Genomic DNA, 14001 nt, shown 5'->3' with positions numbered 1-14001 from the left:
GGCGGTCTACTCGTGGATCTCGACGCGGTCGATGGTGATCTCGGACGCCGGCGCGTCGTTGGCGTCGGTCTCGACATCGCCGATGGTTTCGACGACGTCCATGCCGTCAGTGACCGCCCCGAACACCGCGTGGCGGCCATCGAGGTGCGGTTGGGCGTCCAGGGTGATGAAAAACTGGCTGCCGTTCGTGTCCGGCCCGGAGTTCGCCATCGAGAGCACGCCGGGGCCGTCGTGGGTGAGGTCGTCGTGGAACTCGTCGGCGAACTCGTAGCCGGGGCCGCCCCGGCCGGTGCCGGTCGGGTCGCCGCCCTGAATCATGAACCCCTCGATGATGCGGTGGAACGAAACCCCAGCGTACAGCGAATCCCCGCGGATCTCGCCGCTCTCGGGGTCCTCCCAGGTGACGGTGTCCGGCGCCGGGTCGGCGTCCGCCGCGGGCTCGTGGCGCGCGAGGTTCAGGAAGTTCTCGACGGTGCGGGGGGCCCGCTCGTCGTACAGTTCGATGTCGAATTCGCCCTCGCTCGTGTGAACCGTGGCGTCGACTGGCATCGTGTTTCGACAGTCGGCGCGCCGCATGAAAAACCCTCCCGACTCGACCGCCGCCGCGTGGCGGCGCTCAGAACGCCCGCAGGTCGGCCAACAGCGCCTCCGCGGTGCCGTCGGAGATGACACGCTCGGCGGCCTCGATGCCCTCGTCGAGCGTGGCGACGTCGGTGCGCGCGTACAGCCGCAGCGCGGCGTTCACCAGCACGGCGTCGTGGAACTGGTCGGTGCGCTCGCCGGACAGCACGTCCTTGGTGATCGTCGCCGAATCGGCGGCCACGTCCTCGACGTGGAGGTCCTCGGTCTCGAAGTCCATGCCGTACTCGGGGGTTTCGATGGTGAAATCCGCGAGGTCGCTGCCGGCGTCCCACTCGGCGACGGTCGTCGACCCCGGGCGGACGTCGTCGTACCCCTCAAGCCCCTGGAACATGAGCACGCGCTCGAAGCCGGCGTGCTCGCTCTCCCGGACGGTTTCGACCATCTTCTCGGCGAACGCCAGGTGGTAGAACGACCCCAGGTGGACGGCCGCGTCGGCGGGGTTGGCAAGCGTCTCGACGGTGTTGACGAACGTCCGTACGCCCATCTTATCGCGGCGGTCCCACAGGGCGTCCACGGTCGGGTTGAACGCCGGCTGGTAGTAGAACCCGAAGCCGTGCTCGTCGACCATCCGCGCCGACGCCTCCGGCGTGAGCTCGGTGCGCACGCCCAGCGCGTCCAGGACGTGCTTGTACGCGACCTCCTTCTGTGAGGGGACGTGATCCCCGGAGTGCACGACGATCGGCGTTCCGGCGGCGGCGGCGACGATGCCCGCAGCAACGCCGAGCACCGCCGACCGCGCCTTCCCGTCGTAGTTCGCCCCGCAGTCCACGGGGTCCGCGTCAGGGGCCGCCGTGTGCCGGCTCTCCTCGTACATCACGTCGACGTACGCGCCGAGCTCCTCGGGGTTGTTTTTCTTCCAGCGGTTCGCCAGCCAGAACGCGCCGAGCGTTGTCTGATCCGGTTTCAGGTCCAGAATGCGCTGGAACGCCTCGCGGGCCTGCTCGCGGTCCATGTCCCCCGCGGATTTCGGCCCGGACGCAACGACTTCGGTGTTCAGGCGCTTCAGCGGCCACTCGCCGTACTCGTCTGCCATACACGCCGGTTGGGCGTACACCGGGGTAAATCCACGCACTTCCTCCCAGATCGTGGTACGCCCGGCCGGAACCGGTACACAGTAACCGCGGGCGGTCGTAGCTCCCCGTGATGGTTTCGGGTGATTGGCGCGACCACATCGACGACACCGACGCACGCCTGATCGACGACTACCAGAGCGGCTTCCCGGTCCGCGAACGCCCCTTCGAGGCGCTGGCCGACGACCTCGATACGACCCCGTCGGACGTCCTCGACCGCGTTCGCAGCCTCCGTGACGACGGCGTCTTCCGGCGCTTCGGCGCGGTCCTGAACCCGCCGGTTATCGGCTCCTCGACGCTGGCGGCGGTCGCAGCGCCTGACGACCGCTTCGACGAGGTGGCCGACGTCATCAACGGCTACCAGCAAGTGAACCACAACTACGAGCGCGCCCACCGCTACAACCAGTGGTTTGTCGTGACCGCCGGCGACCGGGAGACACGCGACAGCATCCTCGCGGACATCGCCGACCGCACCGGCTGTGCGGTGTTGAACCTCCCGATGCTCACGGACTACTACATCGACCTGGAGTTCCCCGTGGTGAACTCCGACCGGTTCGCCCGCGAGTCACTGGCCCACACCGCCGTCGACGCCACACGCATCAGCGAAACCGCCACCGGCGACCTCGCCACCCTCGACGCCGAGCTCCTGCTTGCGATCCAGGACGGGTTCCCGCTGTCCGCCACGCCGTACCGGGACATCGCCGCCGACATCGACGCGGACGTCAGCGCCGTCCTCGACGCCGTCGAGCGCCTGCTGGCCGACGGCTGCATCAAGCGCGTCGGCTGCATCGTCAACCACGTCGTCACTGGGTTCGACGCCAACTGCATGGTCGTCTGGGACGTCCCCGACGACGAACTCGACGAGCGCGGCGTCGCCGTCGGCGAACTCCCCTACGTGACGCTGTGCTACCACCGGCCGCGGCGACCCGACCAGGACTGGCAGTACAACCTCTTCACGATGATCCACGGTCGGGAAAGCAGCGCTGTCGACGAGAAAATAGACGAACTCGCAGCCACCGAACTCCCGTTCGAACACGAGCGGCTGTACAGCAAGCGCACGCTCAAACAGACCGGCGCTCGCTACGACGATCTGGTTGACGCCGCCGAGTAGTCTCGGCGGTTACTCGCGCGCCGTCACGAAGAGGATCGGCGCGATCACGAGCAACGCGATGCCGACGAACCGGAACATGAACGGCGTCTCGCCGAGCAGCGACTCCGGCGTCGCCAGGAACAACACCCCGAACAGGGTGGTGTTGATGGCGACGATCTTCCGACTGCCCAGCGGCAGCGTTCCGACCACGGAGCCGATCAGCAACACCGCAAGCACGTGCCCGATGTGGTAGTTCTGTAGGAAGTTGTCGACCAACGGCAGGGGCGTGAACACCATCCTTTGAACGAATTTGGCCGCGAAATCCTCTTTAAGGTTCCGTTCCGCCCTCCGTCCGGGACAGATCGAGGGGGCGAATCCACGTGTACCACACCGTCAGAACCATCAATCCGTACCCGCCGGCCCACACCGCCTCGTCGGCCAGTCCCGTGGTGGACTGCGCGACCAGATAGCTCGCAACCCCGGGGAGGACAACCCCACCAGCAAGCACTGCGGCGAGTTTCACGTGGTCGTTCACGCGTCACTGTTCGGGCTCGAGCCGCCTGAATGTCCCGGTTCGTGACCGGTCGCGATGGCACTGTGTGCGTTCCGTACAGGGGGAGCCGCACCGGGGTCGGCAGGGGGATCACGCTTGACGGACTGGGCACCCCGGGCGGTCAGAGACACGGGCTCCGAGCGGAACCCACGAAACCGTAGCGCCCCGACCGTTGTTAACCCACAGCCGCAGTTGCAGCGCGTGCAAACGCCGCGCCGTTCACACGCCGAGTTGGCGCGCCATCCACTCCTCGCCGGCCTGCCCCAGCATCGCCTCGAAATCACTGAACGACGTCCGTGCGGCCACGTACTCGTCGAACGCCGCTTCGGGGATCGCCGCGAACTCCGCCCGCGACGACACCGACCACTGGCTGGCCGCCATGAACGCCTCGAAGCTCTCGGCGTCCGTGTGTCGCTGCATGAACGACGGCGGGAACACCACGCCCAGCGCGTCCCCGTTCTCGGCCAGCGACGCCGCCCGTGCGTGGAGTTCGTCCACCACCGCGCTCACGCTCCCGTACTCGTTGCCCCCGTCACTCATACCACGACCATCGACGCCCGCGGTCAAAACAGTTCGGTGCCCACGCCCCGACGGCGGCCACACCTCCCGAGCGGGACGCGATACCGAGTCGTGCAGCCCTGGGTTCAGCGGACCCCAACGCATGACGCCACCAACGACAGCGCTACGGACTCGAACCACCGGCGGAAGAACCCTGCCGCGCGAACCGCTAGTGGGTCAGTGCGGATTTGAACCGCAAGCCTCCACCTTATCAGAGTGGCGCTCTACCTAGTTGAGCTACTGACCCGCGCACTTCGAGGTAGTCCGGTGGTACAATTAAGGGTTTCCTTTCGACCGGACGACGGCAGCCGGTCCCACGGCTCACTGGTCGTCGTCAGCGTCGTCCTCGAAGGAGACGTCGTAGGCGTCGTCGCCGAGATTGATGGTGTCGTCGTCGCCGTCGCCCGCGCCGCCGCCGCCGAACCCGGATCGAGGGTCGCCGTCGCCCGCGCCGTCTCCCCCGGGGAACCCGAACGTGTAGACGTTGCCCGAGACGAACCCGCCGGTTTTCGCGTCGAGCTTCGGGGTGACGTACCGCTTGACTCCCCAGCGGAACGCCACACGCGTGACCGGGATCACGATCAGGAACCCAAGCGCGTCGGTCACCAGGCCCGGCGTGAGCAGGAACGCACCGGCCGCGATCAGCAGCCCGCCGTCGACGAGCTCGTTCGTCGGCGGGTCGCCGCGCGCGACCGACGCTTGCAGCCGCGACAGCGTCGCACGCCCCTCCGCCCGCACGAACAGCGTTCCCAGCAGGGCAGTCAGAACCACCAGCGCCACGGTCAGCTGCCAGCCGAGCTCACCCGCCACGAACACCAGAAAGACGGCGTCCACGAGCGGCACCACCAGCAACGCAAGAAACACCGACCGAAAGCGAGGCATGCCCGAGGGTTGCCGGGCATGCCTGATAGCCTTTCTGCTCCCGCCGGTGCCGTTCGGCGGTCCGAAACCGTTTCCCGGTGGCGACGCGGAGTACTGCCGTATGAGCGACGCCAGCGACGACCGAACGCGCGTGGAGTGGCGCGAGTGGGGGAGTGATGCGTTCGCGGACGCCCGCGAGCGCGGCGTGCCCCTGCTGGTGTCGGTTGTGGCCACGTGGAGCGAGTCCTGCCGGGCGATGGCCCAGCGCACGTACGCCGAACCCCGGATCGCGGCGAACATCAACGACGACTTCGTGCCGGTGCGCGTGAACGCCGCCCGCCGCCCCAGAGTGCGCGAGCGGTACAACATGGGGGGGTTCCCGTCGACGGTGTTCGTCACCCCCGACGGCGAGCATATCGCGGGCGCGACGTTCCTCGAACCGGATGGCTTCCGGCAGGTCCTCCAGCGGGTGCGCGAAACCTGGGACGACGCGGGCGCGGACGCGGGCAGCGTGCCGCGCGCGCTGTCCGGTGGCGAGCCACCGGCGGCGCCGCTTTCGGGCGACATCGAGGGGTTGGTTGCGGGCCAGCTCGCCGACCAGTACGACAGCGAGCACGCCGGCTGGGGGACCAGTGAGAAGTTCCCCCTGCCAGAGACGGTGTCGTTCGCGCTGAAGCGCGACCGGGACCGCGCGCTGCGCACCCTGGACGCGATCCGCCGCCATCTCGTGGGCGACGACGGCGGGTGTTTCCGGTTCGCGCACGGCCGCGACTGGTCGGACCCGCAGACGGAGCGCACCCTCTCGGTGAACGCCGGCATGCTCGCGGCGTTCGCGCACGCCTACCTCACCACCGGCGACGACGAGTACCGCGGGGCGGCCACTGGCGTCCTGGACTACCTCACTGAAACGCTCTGGACGGGCGCGGCGTTCGGCGCGGGCGAAACCCCCGACGGCGGCGTCGACGACGCCGCGTACGCCGACGGGAACGCGCTGGCCGCCGACGCGTTGCTGTCGCTTGCCGCGTACACGGGCGACGACCGTGCAACCCGGTACGCCGAGCGTACCCTGGACTACATCGCCGACGAACTGCTCGTGGACGACACGGTTCGACACTACGCAGGAGCGGCCGCGCCCGTGGGCCTGCTCGCCGACCGCGCGCGCGTCGCTGGTGCGTTCACGACGGCGGGGCAAGTGTTGGATCCGGCGTACCTGGAGCCGGCACGCGCGGTCGCCGACCGCGCGATCGCGGACCTCCAGGACGACACCGGCGCGTTCGTCGACGGCCCCGAGACGGGTGCTGGGCTGCTCGACGAGCCACTGCGCCCTATCGACGACACGGCCGCGATGGCGGACGCGCTCGTCGACCTCTCCTACCTCACCGGTGAGGCGCGCTACCGGGACGCCGCGCGGGACGCCATCGCCGCGTTCGCGGGGGCCGCCGAGCGCATGGGCGTCCAAGTTGCGGGGTACGCGACCGCCGCCGCCCGCCTCAGCACTCGCCCGCTGGTGATCCGGGTGGCCGACGACCCCGGCAGCGAGCTCCATCGGGCCGCGCTCCGCATGGCCGACCACGAGAAGGTGGTCGCCGTCGATGCGGACGGCGACCCGGGGACCGCGTGGCTCGACACTGCCGACGGCGACACCGACGCGGTCGCCACCCCGAGCGCGCTCGCGGCGCTCGTTGCCGACACAGCGCAGTAGCCATCCCGCCGCCCGGCGGTCGCCGGCCGTTTCCGGTCTCTTGCCCGCTATATAGGCCTCTGGAGCGGGATTCAAGTCGCTGGCGACCGATCCGCTACGTGATGGCCCACGACGAGCCCGGCTCCCCCTCGGACACCGCCCCGGACGTTAACGAACTCCTCGGTGATCTCCCGTACGTCGTTGTCTGGCGCGCCAGGCCGTGACGCCGCATACGCCGTCCAGTCCCGGCAAGTGCTGCCGATTATAAACTGTCGGAGCGTTTTTCACGGCGTGTCTTGAATTGACGCACCATGTCCGACTTGAGGGACTTGGGGCTCTCGGAGTACGAGGCCAACGCTTACCGATCCCTGTTGCGCATCGGCGCAGCAACCGCCAAGGAGTTGTCGTCGGCCAGCGGCGTTCCGATGGGACGCATCTACGACGTGCTTGGCAGCATCGAATCCCAACACCTCGTGCGCAGCCAGGCCGCCAGCCGGCCGAAGAAATACGTCGCCGTCGAACCCGAGACGGCGCTCAACAGACTGCTTGAGGACCGCAAGCGCGAGCTCCAGGAGAAAGCCACCCAGTACGAGAACGTCGTTGACACGCTGGCGCGCGAACTCGATCACCCGAAAGCCCCCGAAGACGGCTTCTGGACGGCGGAACTCGGCCCGGCGGCCGCGCTGGATCTGTGGCTGGAGCGCATCGACGCCGCCCAGGACACGATCACGCTGGTCTCGGGGACGCCCGCCTCCGGATTCGACCTCGACGACGTATCCAGCCAGGTGTTCGACCGGCTCGCGGTCGCCGTCGAGCGCGGCGTCGACGTTTCGGTGCTGTTGTCGTCGGATCTCGCGGACTGCATGCCACACGACGTCAACGAGCGATACATCGACGCGCTCGCCGACGACCCCACCTACGAGGTCCGCATCGGCGACAGCATCGACGGCAACGTCACCATCATCGACGGCGCGGAAGTCTGCCTTGAGGTCTCGAACCCCGTCCAGCCCGGCGAAGCGTTCGCCACCATCGACCTCCAGGACCGCGAGTTCGCCGCCGACGTCCGCGCCGCCTTCGAGGAGAGTTGGGGCGATTCGACGACGCTCGGGTGAGTCCGTCGGCGGGTACACCCCGCGGGCCGGTGCCACGCCGAGGCGGATTATCTCGCCCTGTGTTCTAAAGAAAGTTTTATCGGAGTCTGCGGGAACCTTCCCCGCGTGCGTTCGAGTCGCTCGCTGTTCGTCATCACCGCTGTCACGCTGCTCTCGCTGGCCCTGGACGTGATCAGCGCCAACTGGGCTCTGGACATCTTCACCGCGGGCCCGTTCGCGCTCGTCGGCTTCGTTCTGTTCGTCGTCCTGCAGACGCTCCTCGTGCCGGTGTTCTTCGCGGCGCTGTACGTCGACATCGGTGTCGCGCGCGCCAGTGCGGACCCGTGGTCGCCGTCCCGCTGGCTCTGGGTCGGCGGTGGCGCACTCGCAGCACTTGCCGCCTACCTGGTGGCCAGTAACACCACTGCCGCCGTCGTTCTGGTGGGCGTCGCGTACCTCGGCCGGCGCTTCTATGCCGCCACCCGCGGGACCGCCGCTGCCGGGCCGGAACCCGCTGCAGGTGGCGACGCCACCGCCCGCTCCGTCGCCGGTGTCTCCGTCCACGTGCTCGCGCTCGCCGCCGCCGCTGGCGCCTACGTACTGACGTCGGACATCGCCGGCGCCGCCCTCGCGTTCGGCGGTGTCGCCGCCGTGGTGTTCGCGGCCAGCGAGCACTCGTTCACGAGAGCGAACGCCCGGAACGCGCTGAACTGGTCGCTGTCCGTGCTCGCGTTCGCGACGGTCTTGGCCGTCCCGAGCTTCCTCTATGCGATGGACGGCCAGTTCTACGGATACACAGTCTCCGGGCCCCTGTTCCCGCCGGCGCTCGACGCGGCCGCCAAGACCGGGTCGGTCGCGCTCGTCGTGGTGGCGCTGCTGGCGGTCGTCGCGACCATCCCCCTCGCGGCCTTCGCCACGTGGCGAGCAGCCATGGGGGCTCCGTGGTCGTACCCGCTGGCCGCGTCCGTCATCGAACGACTCACCTGAGGCCGACGACCGGACGAAGTAGAACTGACTGCCGGCCGACTCGCCGATTACTCGCCGCTGCCGACTTCCTCGCGGAGCTGCCCGAACTCGGCGACGCGCTCGGCGTGGGCGTTGTGCTGGTGGATGGACTCGTCGTTGGACTGCTTCATCGTCACGACTGCGTCCTCGGGGAGGTGGTCGAACTCCTCGACGACGCCGCGGGCCATCGACCGCACGCAGTCCTCGACGAACTTCGCGTTCGCGTGGGACTCGTAGGTCATGTGGTCCTCGTCGGGGCGTTTCGCGGTGTTGTAGATGCGCGCGCTCATCGAGTCCCGCGCAACCGACACGAGATCCATCAGGTTCACGTCCGGATCGCCACCGGCTTCGACGGTGAGCGTGGCGTGGCCGCGCTGGCTGTGCCCCGCCTGCGGCACGTCGCGCAGGAACTCCCGGACGGCGTCCTCGCCGACGCCGAGCTCGGCGAGTTTCCGGCGCGCGGTCTCGCTCATCATCTGCTGGCTGCAGGGACACACTGTCATGCCGACGACGCGCGCGCCGATCTCCTCGCGGGTGGGCGCGTCCTCCTGGGCCGTCGCCGAGGCGATGATGTCGATGGTGCCCTGGGTCGGCAGGTCAGACGCCGGCGTCTCCTCGCGCAGCATCAACTCGGCGTTCATCTCGACGGTCGCCGTCGTCGTGTAGTCGTGTTTCTCAAGCAGCCGCTCGGCGACCTCCCCACACATCTCCTCGACGCGGTAGATCGGCTCCCGAACCGCGTCTTCGAGCGTTTCGTCGATCACGCGCATGTTCCGACTCATGTCGATGCCCTTCCGTCCCCGGGGCAGATCGACGTACACCTCGAACTCCGCCATCAGCACGATCGGGCGGTCGTCCTCGCGCGCGATCTCGACGAGTTTCTCCACGCCCGTGACGCCGACTTCGCTCAGGCCAACTGATACGTCAGGCTCGGTTGCCTGCACGTCCGGCAGCTGCTGACTCATTGGCCGGGCGTACGTCGGGAGGCTCAATACCACTTTCCGTTCCGGCACTCACTCCAGTTTGCTCAGCGCCTCGAAGAAATCCGCCGCCGGCCCGGCCACTCGCGCCGGCTCGGCGGCCGCCGTCACGGTCATCTCCACGGGCGGGTCCACGCGGGTCAGTCGCCCACCGTCGCTGGCCACGACGACGCGCCCCTCGCCGCCGTCGTCGAGTGTCTCCACGCGAATCCGGATCTCGCTGTCCAGCCCGGTCACCAGCGGCGGGAGCGCGTCAGCCCCACACATCTCCGTGACGACGAGCGCGTCCACGCTGGGCTGCACCAGCGGCCCGCCCTCGCTGAGGTTGTACGCCGTGCTGCCGGTCGGCGTCGCCACGAGCACGCCGTCGGCGCGCGTCGCCTCGTACTGGGAGCCGTCGACGCGCACATCGACGGCCACGCCGTGGCCGTGGCCGCGCTGCTCGCCCTGGATCGCCACCTCGTTGAGCGCGGGCGTGCTCGCCCAGCCGTCGCCGGCCGCCACGACCCGGGGGACCTCCCGGCACCGGACCGCACCCGTCTCCCGGTAGCGGTTGACCTCCTCTCGGACCGCTTCGACGGCGTCGGCCGGCGCGACCGCGTTCAGGAACCCGACCTCACCGAGGTTGACGCCGAGGATCGGTGTCGCCCCCGCGCCCCGCGCGGCGAACAGAAACGTTCCGTCACCGCCGATCGACACCACGAGATCGCAGTCCGTGAACGCCGTGGTGTCCCGCCCGCATTCGCCCGCGCAGGCGAGCGCCTCCGCGGTCGCCGTGTCAACCCAGACGGTCACCTCAAGCGCCCGCAGTTGCTCGCGGATCTCCCCCGCAAGCGAGGTTGCGCGCTCGTTGCCGCGCTGGGCGACGATGCCGACGTGCATACGTCTCCCTGGGACGCCGGCACTTGAAAAACCCGCGGGCGGCGGAAACTACTTTTCCCTCCCCGTCTTCGCCCGAAACATGACGCCGACAGTGCGTTCGGGCACGGCCCGGGGGCGACACTGTGGCTGACGACACCGCCGCCGGGAGCGACGACGACGACGATGGGTCCGACGGCGACTGGTTCGAAGCCGCGTTCGCAGCCGACGACGACGACGACGCCAGCGAGACCGACGATGCAAGCGACGTGGACGCCGACGCACCGCCGGACGCCGACATCGGGCGCGCCCGAGACGAACCCAGCACCGCCGCGGACGCCGACTCGGCGGACCCGGAGACGTTTGCGACCGCCTTCGGGACCGAAGACGACACGCCCAGCGGCGACGGCCCCGGCAGCGAGGAGGGGCTTTTCGACGACGACTTCGCCGACGCGTTCGCCGGTGCCGACAGCACGCCCGCACAGCCCCCCGACGGGCTGGCCGACGACAACAGCGGCGGCACGCGCACGTTCGGGTTCGACGTCGAGGGCACCGACGCCCCCGGCGGCGGCGGCGACTTCGAGGATCCGGAGTTCGACTCCGACATCCCACGCATCAACGTCGGCATCGAGGGGCTCGACGAGATGGTTCAGGGCGGCGTTCCCGAGCGCTCGCTGCTGGTTGCGGTCGGCGAAGCCGGCACCGGCAAAACCACGTTCGGGCTGCAGTTCCTCCACGAGGCGCTCTCCAACGGGGAGCGCGCGGTCTTCATCACGCTCGAAGAGTCCCGGGGGCGGGTCATTCAGAGCGCCGACGAGAAGGGGTGGGCGTTCTCCGAGCACGCCGACCGCGGGAACCTCGCGGTCGTGGACATCGACCCGATCGAGATGGCGAACTCCCTCACCAGCATCCGCAACGAACTCCCGCGGCTCGTCGAGGAGTTCGGTGCCAGCCGGCTGGTGTTGGATTCGGTCTCCCTGCTGGAGATGATGTACGACGACCAGTCCACGCGCCGCACCGAGATCTACGACTTCACCACGGCGCTGAAGGAGGCGGGCGTCACCACGATGCTCACCAGCGAAGCCAGCGAGGACAACCCGTTTGCCTCGCGGTACGGCGTCATCGAGTACCTCACTGACGCCGTCGTGGTGTTGCGCTACATCCGCCCGGAGGATTTCCGCGAAACCCGTCTGGCCGTCGAGATTCAGAAGATCCGGGACGCAAACCACTCCCGGGAGACCAAACCCTACGAGATCACCCACGAGGGGATCTCGGTCTACCGGCAGGCCAACATCTTCTAGCTGCGGGCCCGCGGTCCTCGGCGTGGCGGCCGCGGCGTCACCGGACGATCGTCACCGGAATCGGCGACCGCCGAACGACGTTTTCGGCGACACTCCCAAGCAGGATCCGGGTCACGCCCGAGCGCCCGTGGCTCCCCATCACGATCTTGTCGATGTCGTTTTCCTCGGCGTAGGAGACGATGGTGCGACTGGGCCGCCCGACCTCCGTGGCGGTCTCCAGGGTCGTGTCGTACTCGTCGGCGGCCTCCTGCGCGTCAGCGAACAGCTCCTCGGCGGCGGCCTTCGACTGCTCGAACCACTCCTCGGAGTATCCTGGTACCGCCGCCTGCGAGGTGTATCCGGCCTCGATCGGGTCGATGACGTTCAGCACGGTGATCGTCGCGTCATCGAACTCCGTGAGGGCGTGATTGATCGCGGTTTCCGCCTGCGGCGATCCATCGATCGGCACCAAAACTCGGGGCATGCATGGGGATTCAGCTGCCGAACGCATAAACACCGAGGCTCGTTCCTATCAGTCGCGACCGTGGCGCGTCACGCACGTCGCCAGCCCCTGGACCTCCACGGGCTCGGAGTTGTCCGGCGAGTACACCACCATCTGCCCGGTGTTCATGTACGGCACCTTCGACTGCAACGTGGCCGGAATGTTCACCGCCTGGATCGCGTCCTCGTCGCCGAGGTTCAACACGACCGTCGTGTTCACCTGCTTGAACACGGGACCAGCGATGTCCTGGGGGTCCTGGGTGATGAGGAACAGCCCCAGGCGTTCCTTGCGGCCCTGCTTGGCGGCCTCGGTGAACTTCCCGACGACTTTCCGGGCCTGCACGCTGTCGGCGTCCGAGAGGAAGTTGTGCGCCTCGTCCATCCCCACCAGCAGCGGCGTCTCCTTGATGGGCTCGTAGCTCGGGTCGTTCGAGAGCTTCTGGTCCACCAGCAGGCTGGACACCGCGAGCACCACCGTTTCGGCGGCCCGCGAGTTGCTGATGTGGTAGGTCGGCACCACCGAGAGGCGGCCCGGCTGCACGAACTCGCGGTCCTCGACGAGGGCCGTGATGGACCGCGCGTCCTGGTCGAACAGGCCGTTGGGCATGCCGTTCACCCGGCGCAGGACGGCCTCGTAGGACTTCTCGTGGACGTGCCCGGACTCGTCGAGTTCCTCCTTCAGCGCGGGGTCGTCGAGGAACGCACAGAACTCGCGGTAGGTGCCGGACTCGCCGTACTGACCGAAGAAGCGGTCGAGCAGGAGGTGAAGCGCGCCGTACTGGTTTTCGTTGAGGCCGCTGGAGGCGACCAGCCAGTGGTTGTCCCGCACCATCGAGAACGGTACGGTGAACGCGACCTGCTCGGCGGCGTGGTGGTCGGCAGCGTACGACGCCGAGCCGACCTTCGGGACGAATGCGACGGTGTCGTCGTGGCCGCCGTAGGCCAGCCCCTGTGTCTCCCACTGGCGCCGGTCGCTGGCGTCGGCGTCGGGGTTGTCGTCGTGCATCTGGGCGTACTCGTCTTGGGGGTCGAACTGGACGACCGCCATCCGGCGTTCGGGGCCGCCGGAGTCGACGGGGTACCGGCGGTCCTCGTGGAGGTACTGCCGGAGCACGTTCTTCGCAGCGTGGGTCTTCCCGGAGCCCGTGCCGCCCGCGATGAGGGTGTGACGAAACACGAGCGGGTCGCCCGCCTCGTCGCCGTCTTTCACCCGGTAGTCGATGGTCGGCGGGTCGGCCGCCGTCCGGACCTTCTCCCCGCCGACGGAGAGGTGCCCGAGGAACACGCCGTCGGCGGGGATTTTCAGCCCGGCCTTGATCTCGGCCGCGTCGTCGGCCGCCCGAACCACGGTTTCGGGTTTCGGGACGCGGTCGGGCATCCGGCGCGTGATGTCGTCGCCCTCCTCGGAGAGGACGGCGACCGGATCGAGTTCAGCGAGGAACTTGTAGTCCGCCTCGTCGACGCCGTCCGAGCGCATCGCACGCCGGGCGTGGATCTCGGTGGCGTCGTCGCTCTCGAACGCCTGGACGTATTCGAGGCCGGTGATCTTGCAGAACAGCGTCTCCCCGCCCGGGTAGGGCGCGACGAGGTAGGTTCCCAGCCGGACCGCCGCCCGGTTGCCGGCGGTGACGTACGCCTTCAGCGCCGTCTCTTGGCCGTCTTCGTGGATGCGCAGCCCCTCCGAGACGGCGAGCGCGCCGAGGCCGTCGTCGCTCCCGGTGGCTTCGAGTGTCGGGCGGTCGAAGTCGTCGTCCGCTGGGGCGGGGTCGTCGTCGCCACCACGCTCGTCGTCGTCGCGGCCGTGGTCCGCGAAGTCCCCGAGGTCGCTCAT

Annotated in this window: 15 protein-coding genes and 1 tRNA gene; 5 read left to right on the top strand and 11 right to left on the bottom strand. The window is 68.8% G+C overall.

Annotation, left to right across the window (positions count from 1 at the left end):
• Positions 1-6: 6 nt before the first annotated feature.
• Both JRZ79_RS20695 and JRZ79_RS20690 read right to left on the bottom strand, forming a co-directional pair.
• Positions 7-549 carry a peptidylprolyl isomerase gene (locus JRZ79_RS20695; protein WP_012289404.1) on the bottom strand — a complete coding sequence of 181 codons (543 nt, stop codon included), beginning with the start codon at positions 547-549 and terminating at the stop codon, positions 7-9.
• 67 nt (positions 550-616) lie between these two features.
• Positions 617-1675, bottom strand: a complete 1059-nt coding sequence (locus JRZ79_RS20690; RefSeq protein ID WP_205251011.1) for an anthranilate phosphoribosyltransferase — start codon at positions 1673-1675, stop codon at positions 617-619.
• A 110-nt stretch (positions 1676-1785) separates the two neighbouring features.
• On the opposite strand from JRZ79_RS20690, the gene JRZ79_RS20685 reads away from it, so the two are divergent.
• On the top strand, positions 1786-2823 hold the full coding sequence (locus tag JRZ79_RS20685; protein WP_010903402.1) for an Lrp/AsnC family transcriptional regulator: 1038 nt from the start codon (positions 1786-1788) through the stop codon (positions 2821-2823).
• Positions 2824-2832: 9 nt separating this feature from the next.
• Here JRZ79_RS20685 and JRZ79_RS20680 read toward each other — a convergent pair whose 3' ends face one another.
• The 5 genes from JRZ79_RS20680 to JRZ79_RS20660 all read right to left on the bottom strand — a co-directional run bounded on the left by JRZ79_RS20680 (position 2833) and on the right by JRZ79_RS20660 (position 4795).
• The gene (locus tag JRZ79_RS20680; RefSeq protein WP_010903401.1) at positions 2833-3099 is read right to left on the bottom strand and encodes a hypothetical protein; all 267 of its coding nucleotides are present in this window, start codon (positions 3097-3099) and stop codon (positions 2833-2835) included.
• Positions 3100-3130: 31 nt separating this feature from the next.
• Positions 3131-3337, bottom strand: coding sequence for a hypothetical protein (locus JRZ79_RS20675; RefSeq protein WP_012289403.1), 207 nt, complete (start codon positions 3335-3337; stop codon positions 3131-3133).
• Positions 3338-3574: 237 nt separating this feature from the next.
• On the bottom strand, positions 3575-3895 hold the full coding sequence (locus JRZ79_RS20670; RefSeq protein WP_227970882.1) for a hypothetical protein: 321 nt from the start codon (positions 3893-3895) through the stop codon (positions 3575-3577).
• 191 nt (positions 3896-4086) lie between these two features.
• A tRNA-Ile gene (locus JRZ79_RS20665) sits at positions 4087-4160 on the bottom strand.
• A 74-nt stretch (positions 4161-4234) separates the two neighbouring features.
• Positions 4235-4795 (bottom strand): FxsA family protein, encoded by a 561-nt coding sequence (locus JRZ79_RS20660; RefSeq protein WP_205251009.1) that lies wholly within the window; start codon positions 4793-4795, stop codon positions 4235-4237.
• A gap of 100 nt (positions 4796-4895) precedes the next feature.
• Here JRZ79_RS20660 and JRZ79_RS20655 point away from each other — a divergent pair, with 100 nt between their 5' ends.
• The 3 genes from JRZ79_RS20655 to JRZ79_RS20645 all read left to right on the top strand — a co-directional run bounded on the left by JRZ79_RS20655 (position 4896) and on the right by JRZ79_RS20645 (position 8533).
• Positions 4896-6476, top strand: coding sequence for a DUF255 domain-containing protein (locus JRZ79_RS20655; protein ID WP_205252117.1), 1581 nt, complete (start codon positions 4896-4898; stop codon positions 6474-6476).
• A 290-nt stretch (positions 6477-6766) separates the two neighbouring features.
• A complete protein-coding gene (locus JRZ79_RS20650) occupies positions 6767-7567 on the top strand; it encodes a TrmB family transcriptional regulator (RefSeq protein WP_010903396.1) in 801 nt (266 codons plus the stop codon).
• Between the two features lie 105 nt (positions 7568-7672).
• Positions 7673-8533 carry a DUF4870 domain-containing protein gene (locus tag JRZ79_RS20645; RefSeq protein WP_012289400.1) on the top strand — a complete coding sequence of 287 codons (861 nt, stop codon included), beginning with the start codon at positions 7673-7675 and terminating at the stop codon, positions 8531-8533.
• A 47-nt stretch (positions 8534-8580) separates the two neighbouring features.
• Here JRZ79_RS20645 and mptA read toward each other — a convergent pair whose 3' ends face one another.
• Both mptA and JRZ79_RS20635 read right to left on the bottom strand, forming a co-directional pair.
• Entirely contained in the window at positions 8581-9516 is a 936-nt protein-coding gene (mptA, locus tag JRZ79_RS20640; protein ID WP_010903394.1) for a GTP cyclohydrolase MptA, read from the bottom strand.
• Positions 9517-9564: 48 nt separating this feature from the next.
• Complete coding sequence (locus JRZ79_RS20635; protein ID WP_205252116.1) at positions 9565-10413, bottom strand: NAD(+)/NADH kinase; 849 nt, start codon at positions 10411-10413, stop codon at positions 9565-9567.
• A gap of 122 nt (positions 10414-10535) precedes the next feature.
• Between JRZ79_RS20635 and JRZ79_RS20630 the strand changes: the two genes are divergently transcribed.
• Entirely contained in the window at positions 10536-11690 is a 1155-nt protein-coding gene (locus tag JRZ79_RS20630) for a KaiC domain-containing protein (RefSeq protein ID WP_205252115.1), read from the top strand.
• 37 nt (positions 11691-11727) lie between these two features.
• Here the strand turns inward: JRZ79_RS20630 and JRZ79_RS20625 are convergent, their stop codons facing one another.
• Positions 11728-12153, bottom strand: coding sequence for a universal stress protein (locus tag JRZ79_RS20625; RefSeq protein WP_012289398.1), 426 nt, complete (start codon positions 12151-12153; stop codon positions 11728-11730).
• Positions 12154-12201: 48 nt separating this feature from the next.
• Complete coding sequence (locus JRZ79_RS20620) at positions 12202-14001, bottom strand: ATP-binding protein (protein WP_205252114.1); 1800 nt, start codon at positions 13999-14001, stop codon at positions 12202-12204.

It is taken from the genome of Halobacterium sp. BOL4-2, assembly GCF_016917835.2.
In the GTDB taxonomy this organism is placed as follows: domain Archaea; phylum Halobacteriota; class Halobacteria; order Halobacteriales; family Halobacteriaceae; genus Halobacterium; species Halobacterium salinarum.
Note: the sequence above shows the minus strand (reverse complement) of the source record. Positions and strands in the feature narration are given on the sequence as shown.

Bases quoted from the DNA above. Each gene is read 5' to 3' on its own strand.
- JRZ79_RS20695 (WP_012289404.1), bottom strand. From the start codon at position 549: ATGCCAGTCGACGCCACGGTTCACACGAGCGAGGGCGAATTCGACATC.
- JRZ79_RS20690 (WP_205251011.1), bottom strand. From the start codon at position 1,675: ATGGCAGACGAGTACGGCGAGTGGCCGCTGAAGCGCCTGAACACCGAA.
- JRZ79_RS20685 (WP_010903402.1), top strand. From the start codon at position 1,786: ATGGTTTCGGGTGATTGGCGCGACCACATCGACGACACCGACGCACGC.
- JRZ79_RS20680 (WP_010903401.1), bottom strand. From the start codon at position 3,099: ATGGTGTTCACGCCCCTGCCGTTGGTCGACAACTTCCTACAGAACTAC.
- JRZ79_RS20670 (WP_227970882.1), bottom strand. From the start codon at position 3,895: ATGAGTGACGGGGGCAACGAGTACGGGAGCGTGAGCGCGGTGGTGGAC.
- JRZ79_RS20660 (WP_205251009.1), bottom strand. From the start codon at position 4,795: ATGCCTCGCTTTCGGTCGGTGTTTCTTGCGTTGCTGGTGGTGCCGCTC.
- JRZ79_RS20655 (WP_205252117.1), top strand. From the start codon at position 4,896: ATGAGCGACGCCAGCGACGACCGAACGCGCGTGGAGTGGCGCGAGTGG.
- JRZ79_RS20650 (WP_010903396.1), top strand. From the start codon at position 6,767: ATGTCCGACTTGAGGGACTTGGGGCTCTCGGAGTACGAGGCCAACGCT.
- mptA (WP_010903394.1), bottom strand. From the start codon at position 9,516: ATGAGTCAGCAGCTGCCGGACGTGCAGGCAACCGAGCCTGACGTATCA.
- JRZ79_RS20635 (WP_205252116.1), bottom strand. From the start codon at position 10,413: ATGCACGTCGGCATCGTCGCCCAGCGCGGCAACGAGCGCGCAACCTCG.
- JRZ79_RS20625 (WP_012289398.1), bottom strand. From the start codon at position 12,153: ATGCCCCGAGTTTTGGTGCCGATCGATGGATCGCCGCAGGCGGAAACC.
- JRZ79_RS20620 (WP_205252114.1), bottom strand. From the start codon at position 14,001: ATGAGCGACCTCGGGGACTTCGCGGACCACGGCCGCGACGACGACGAG.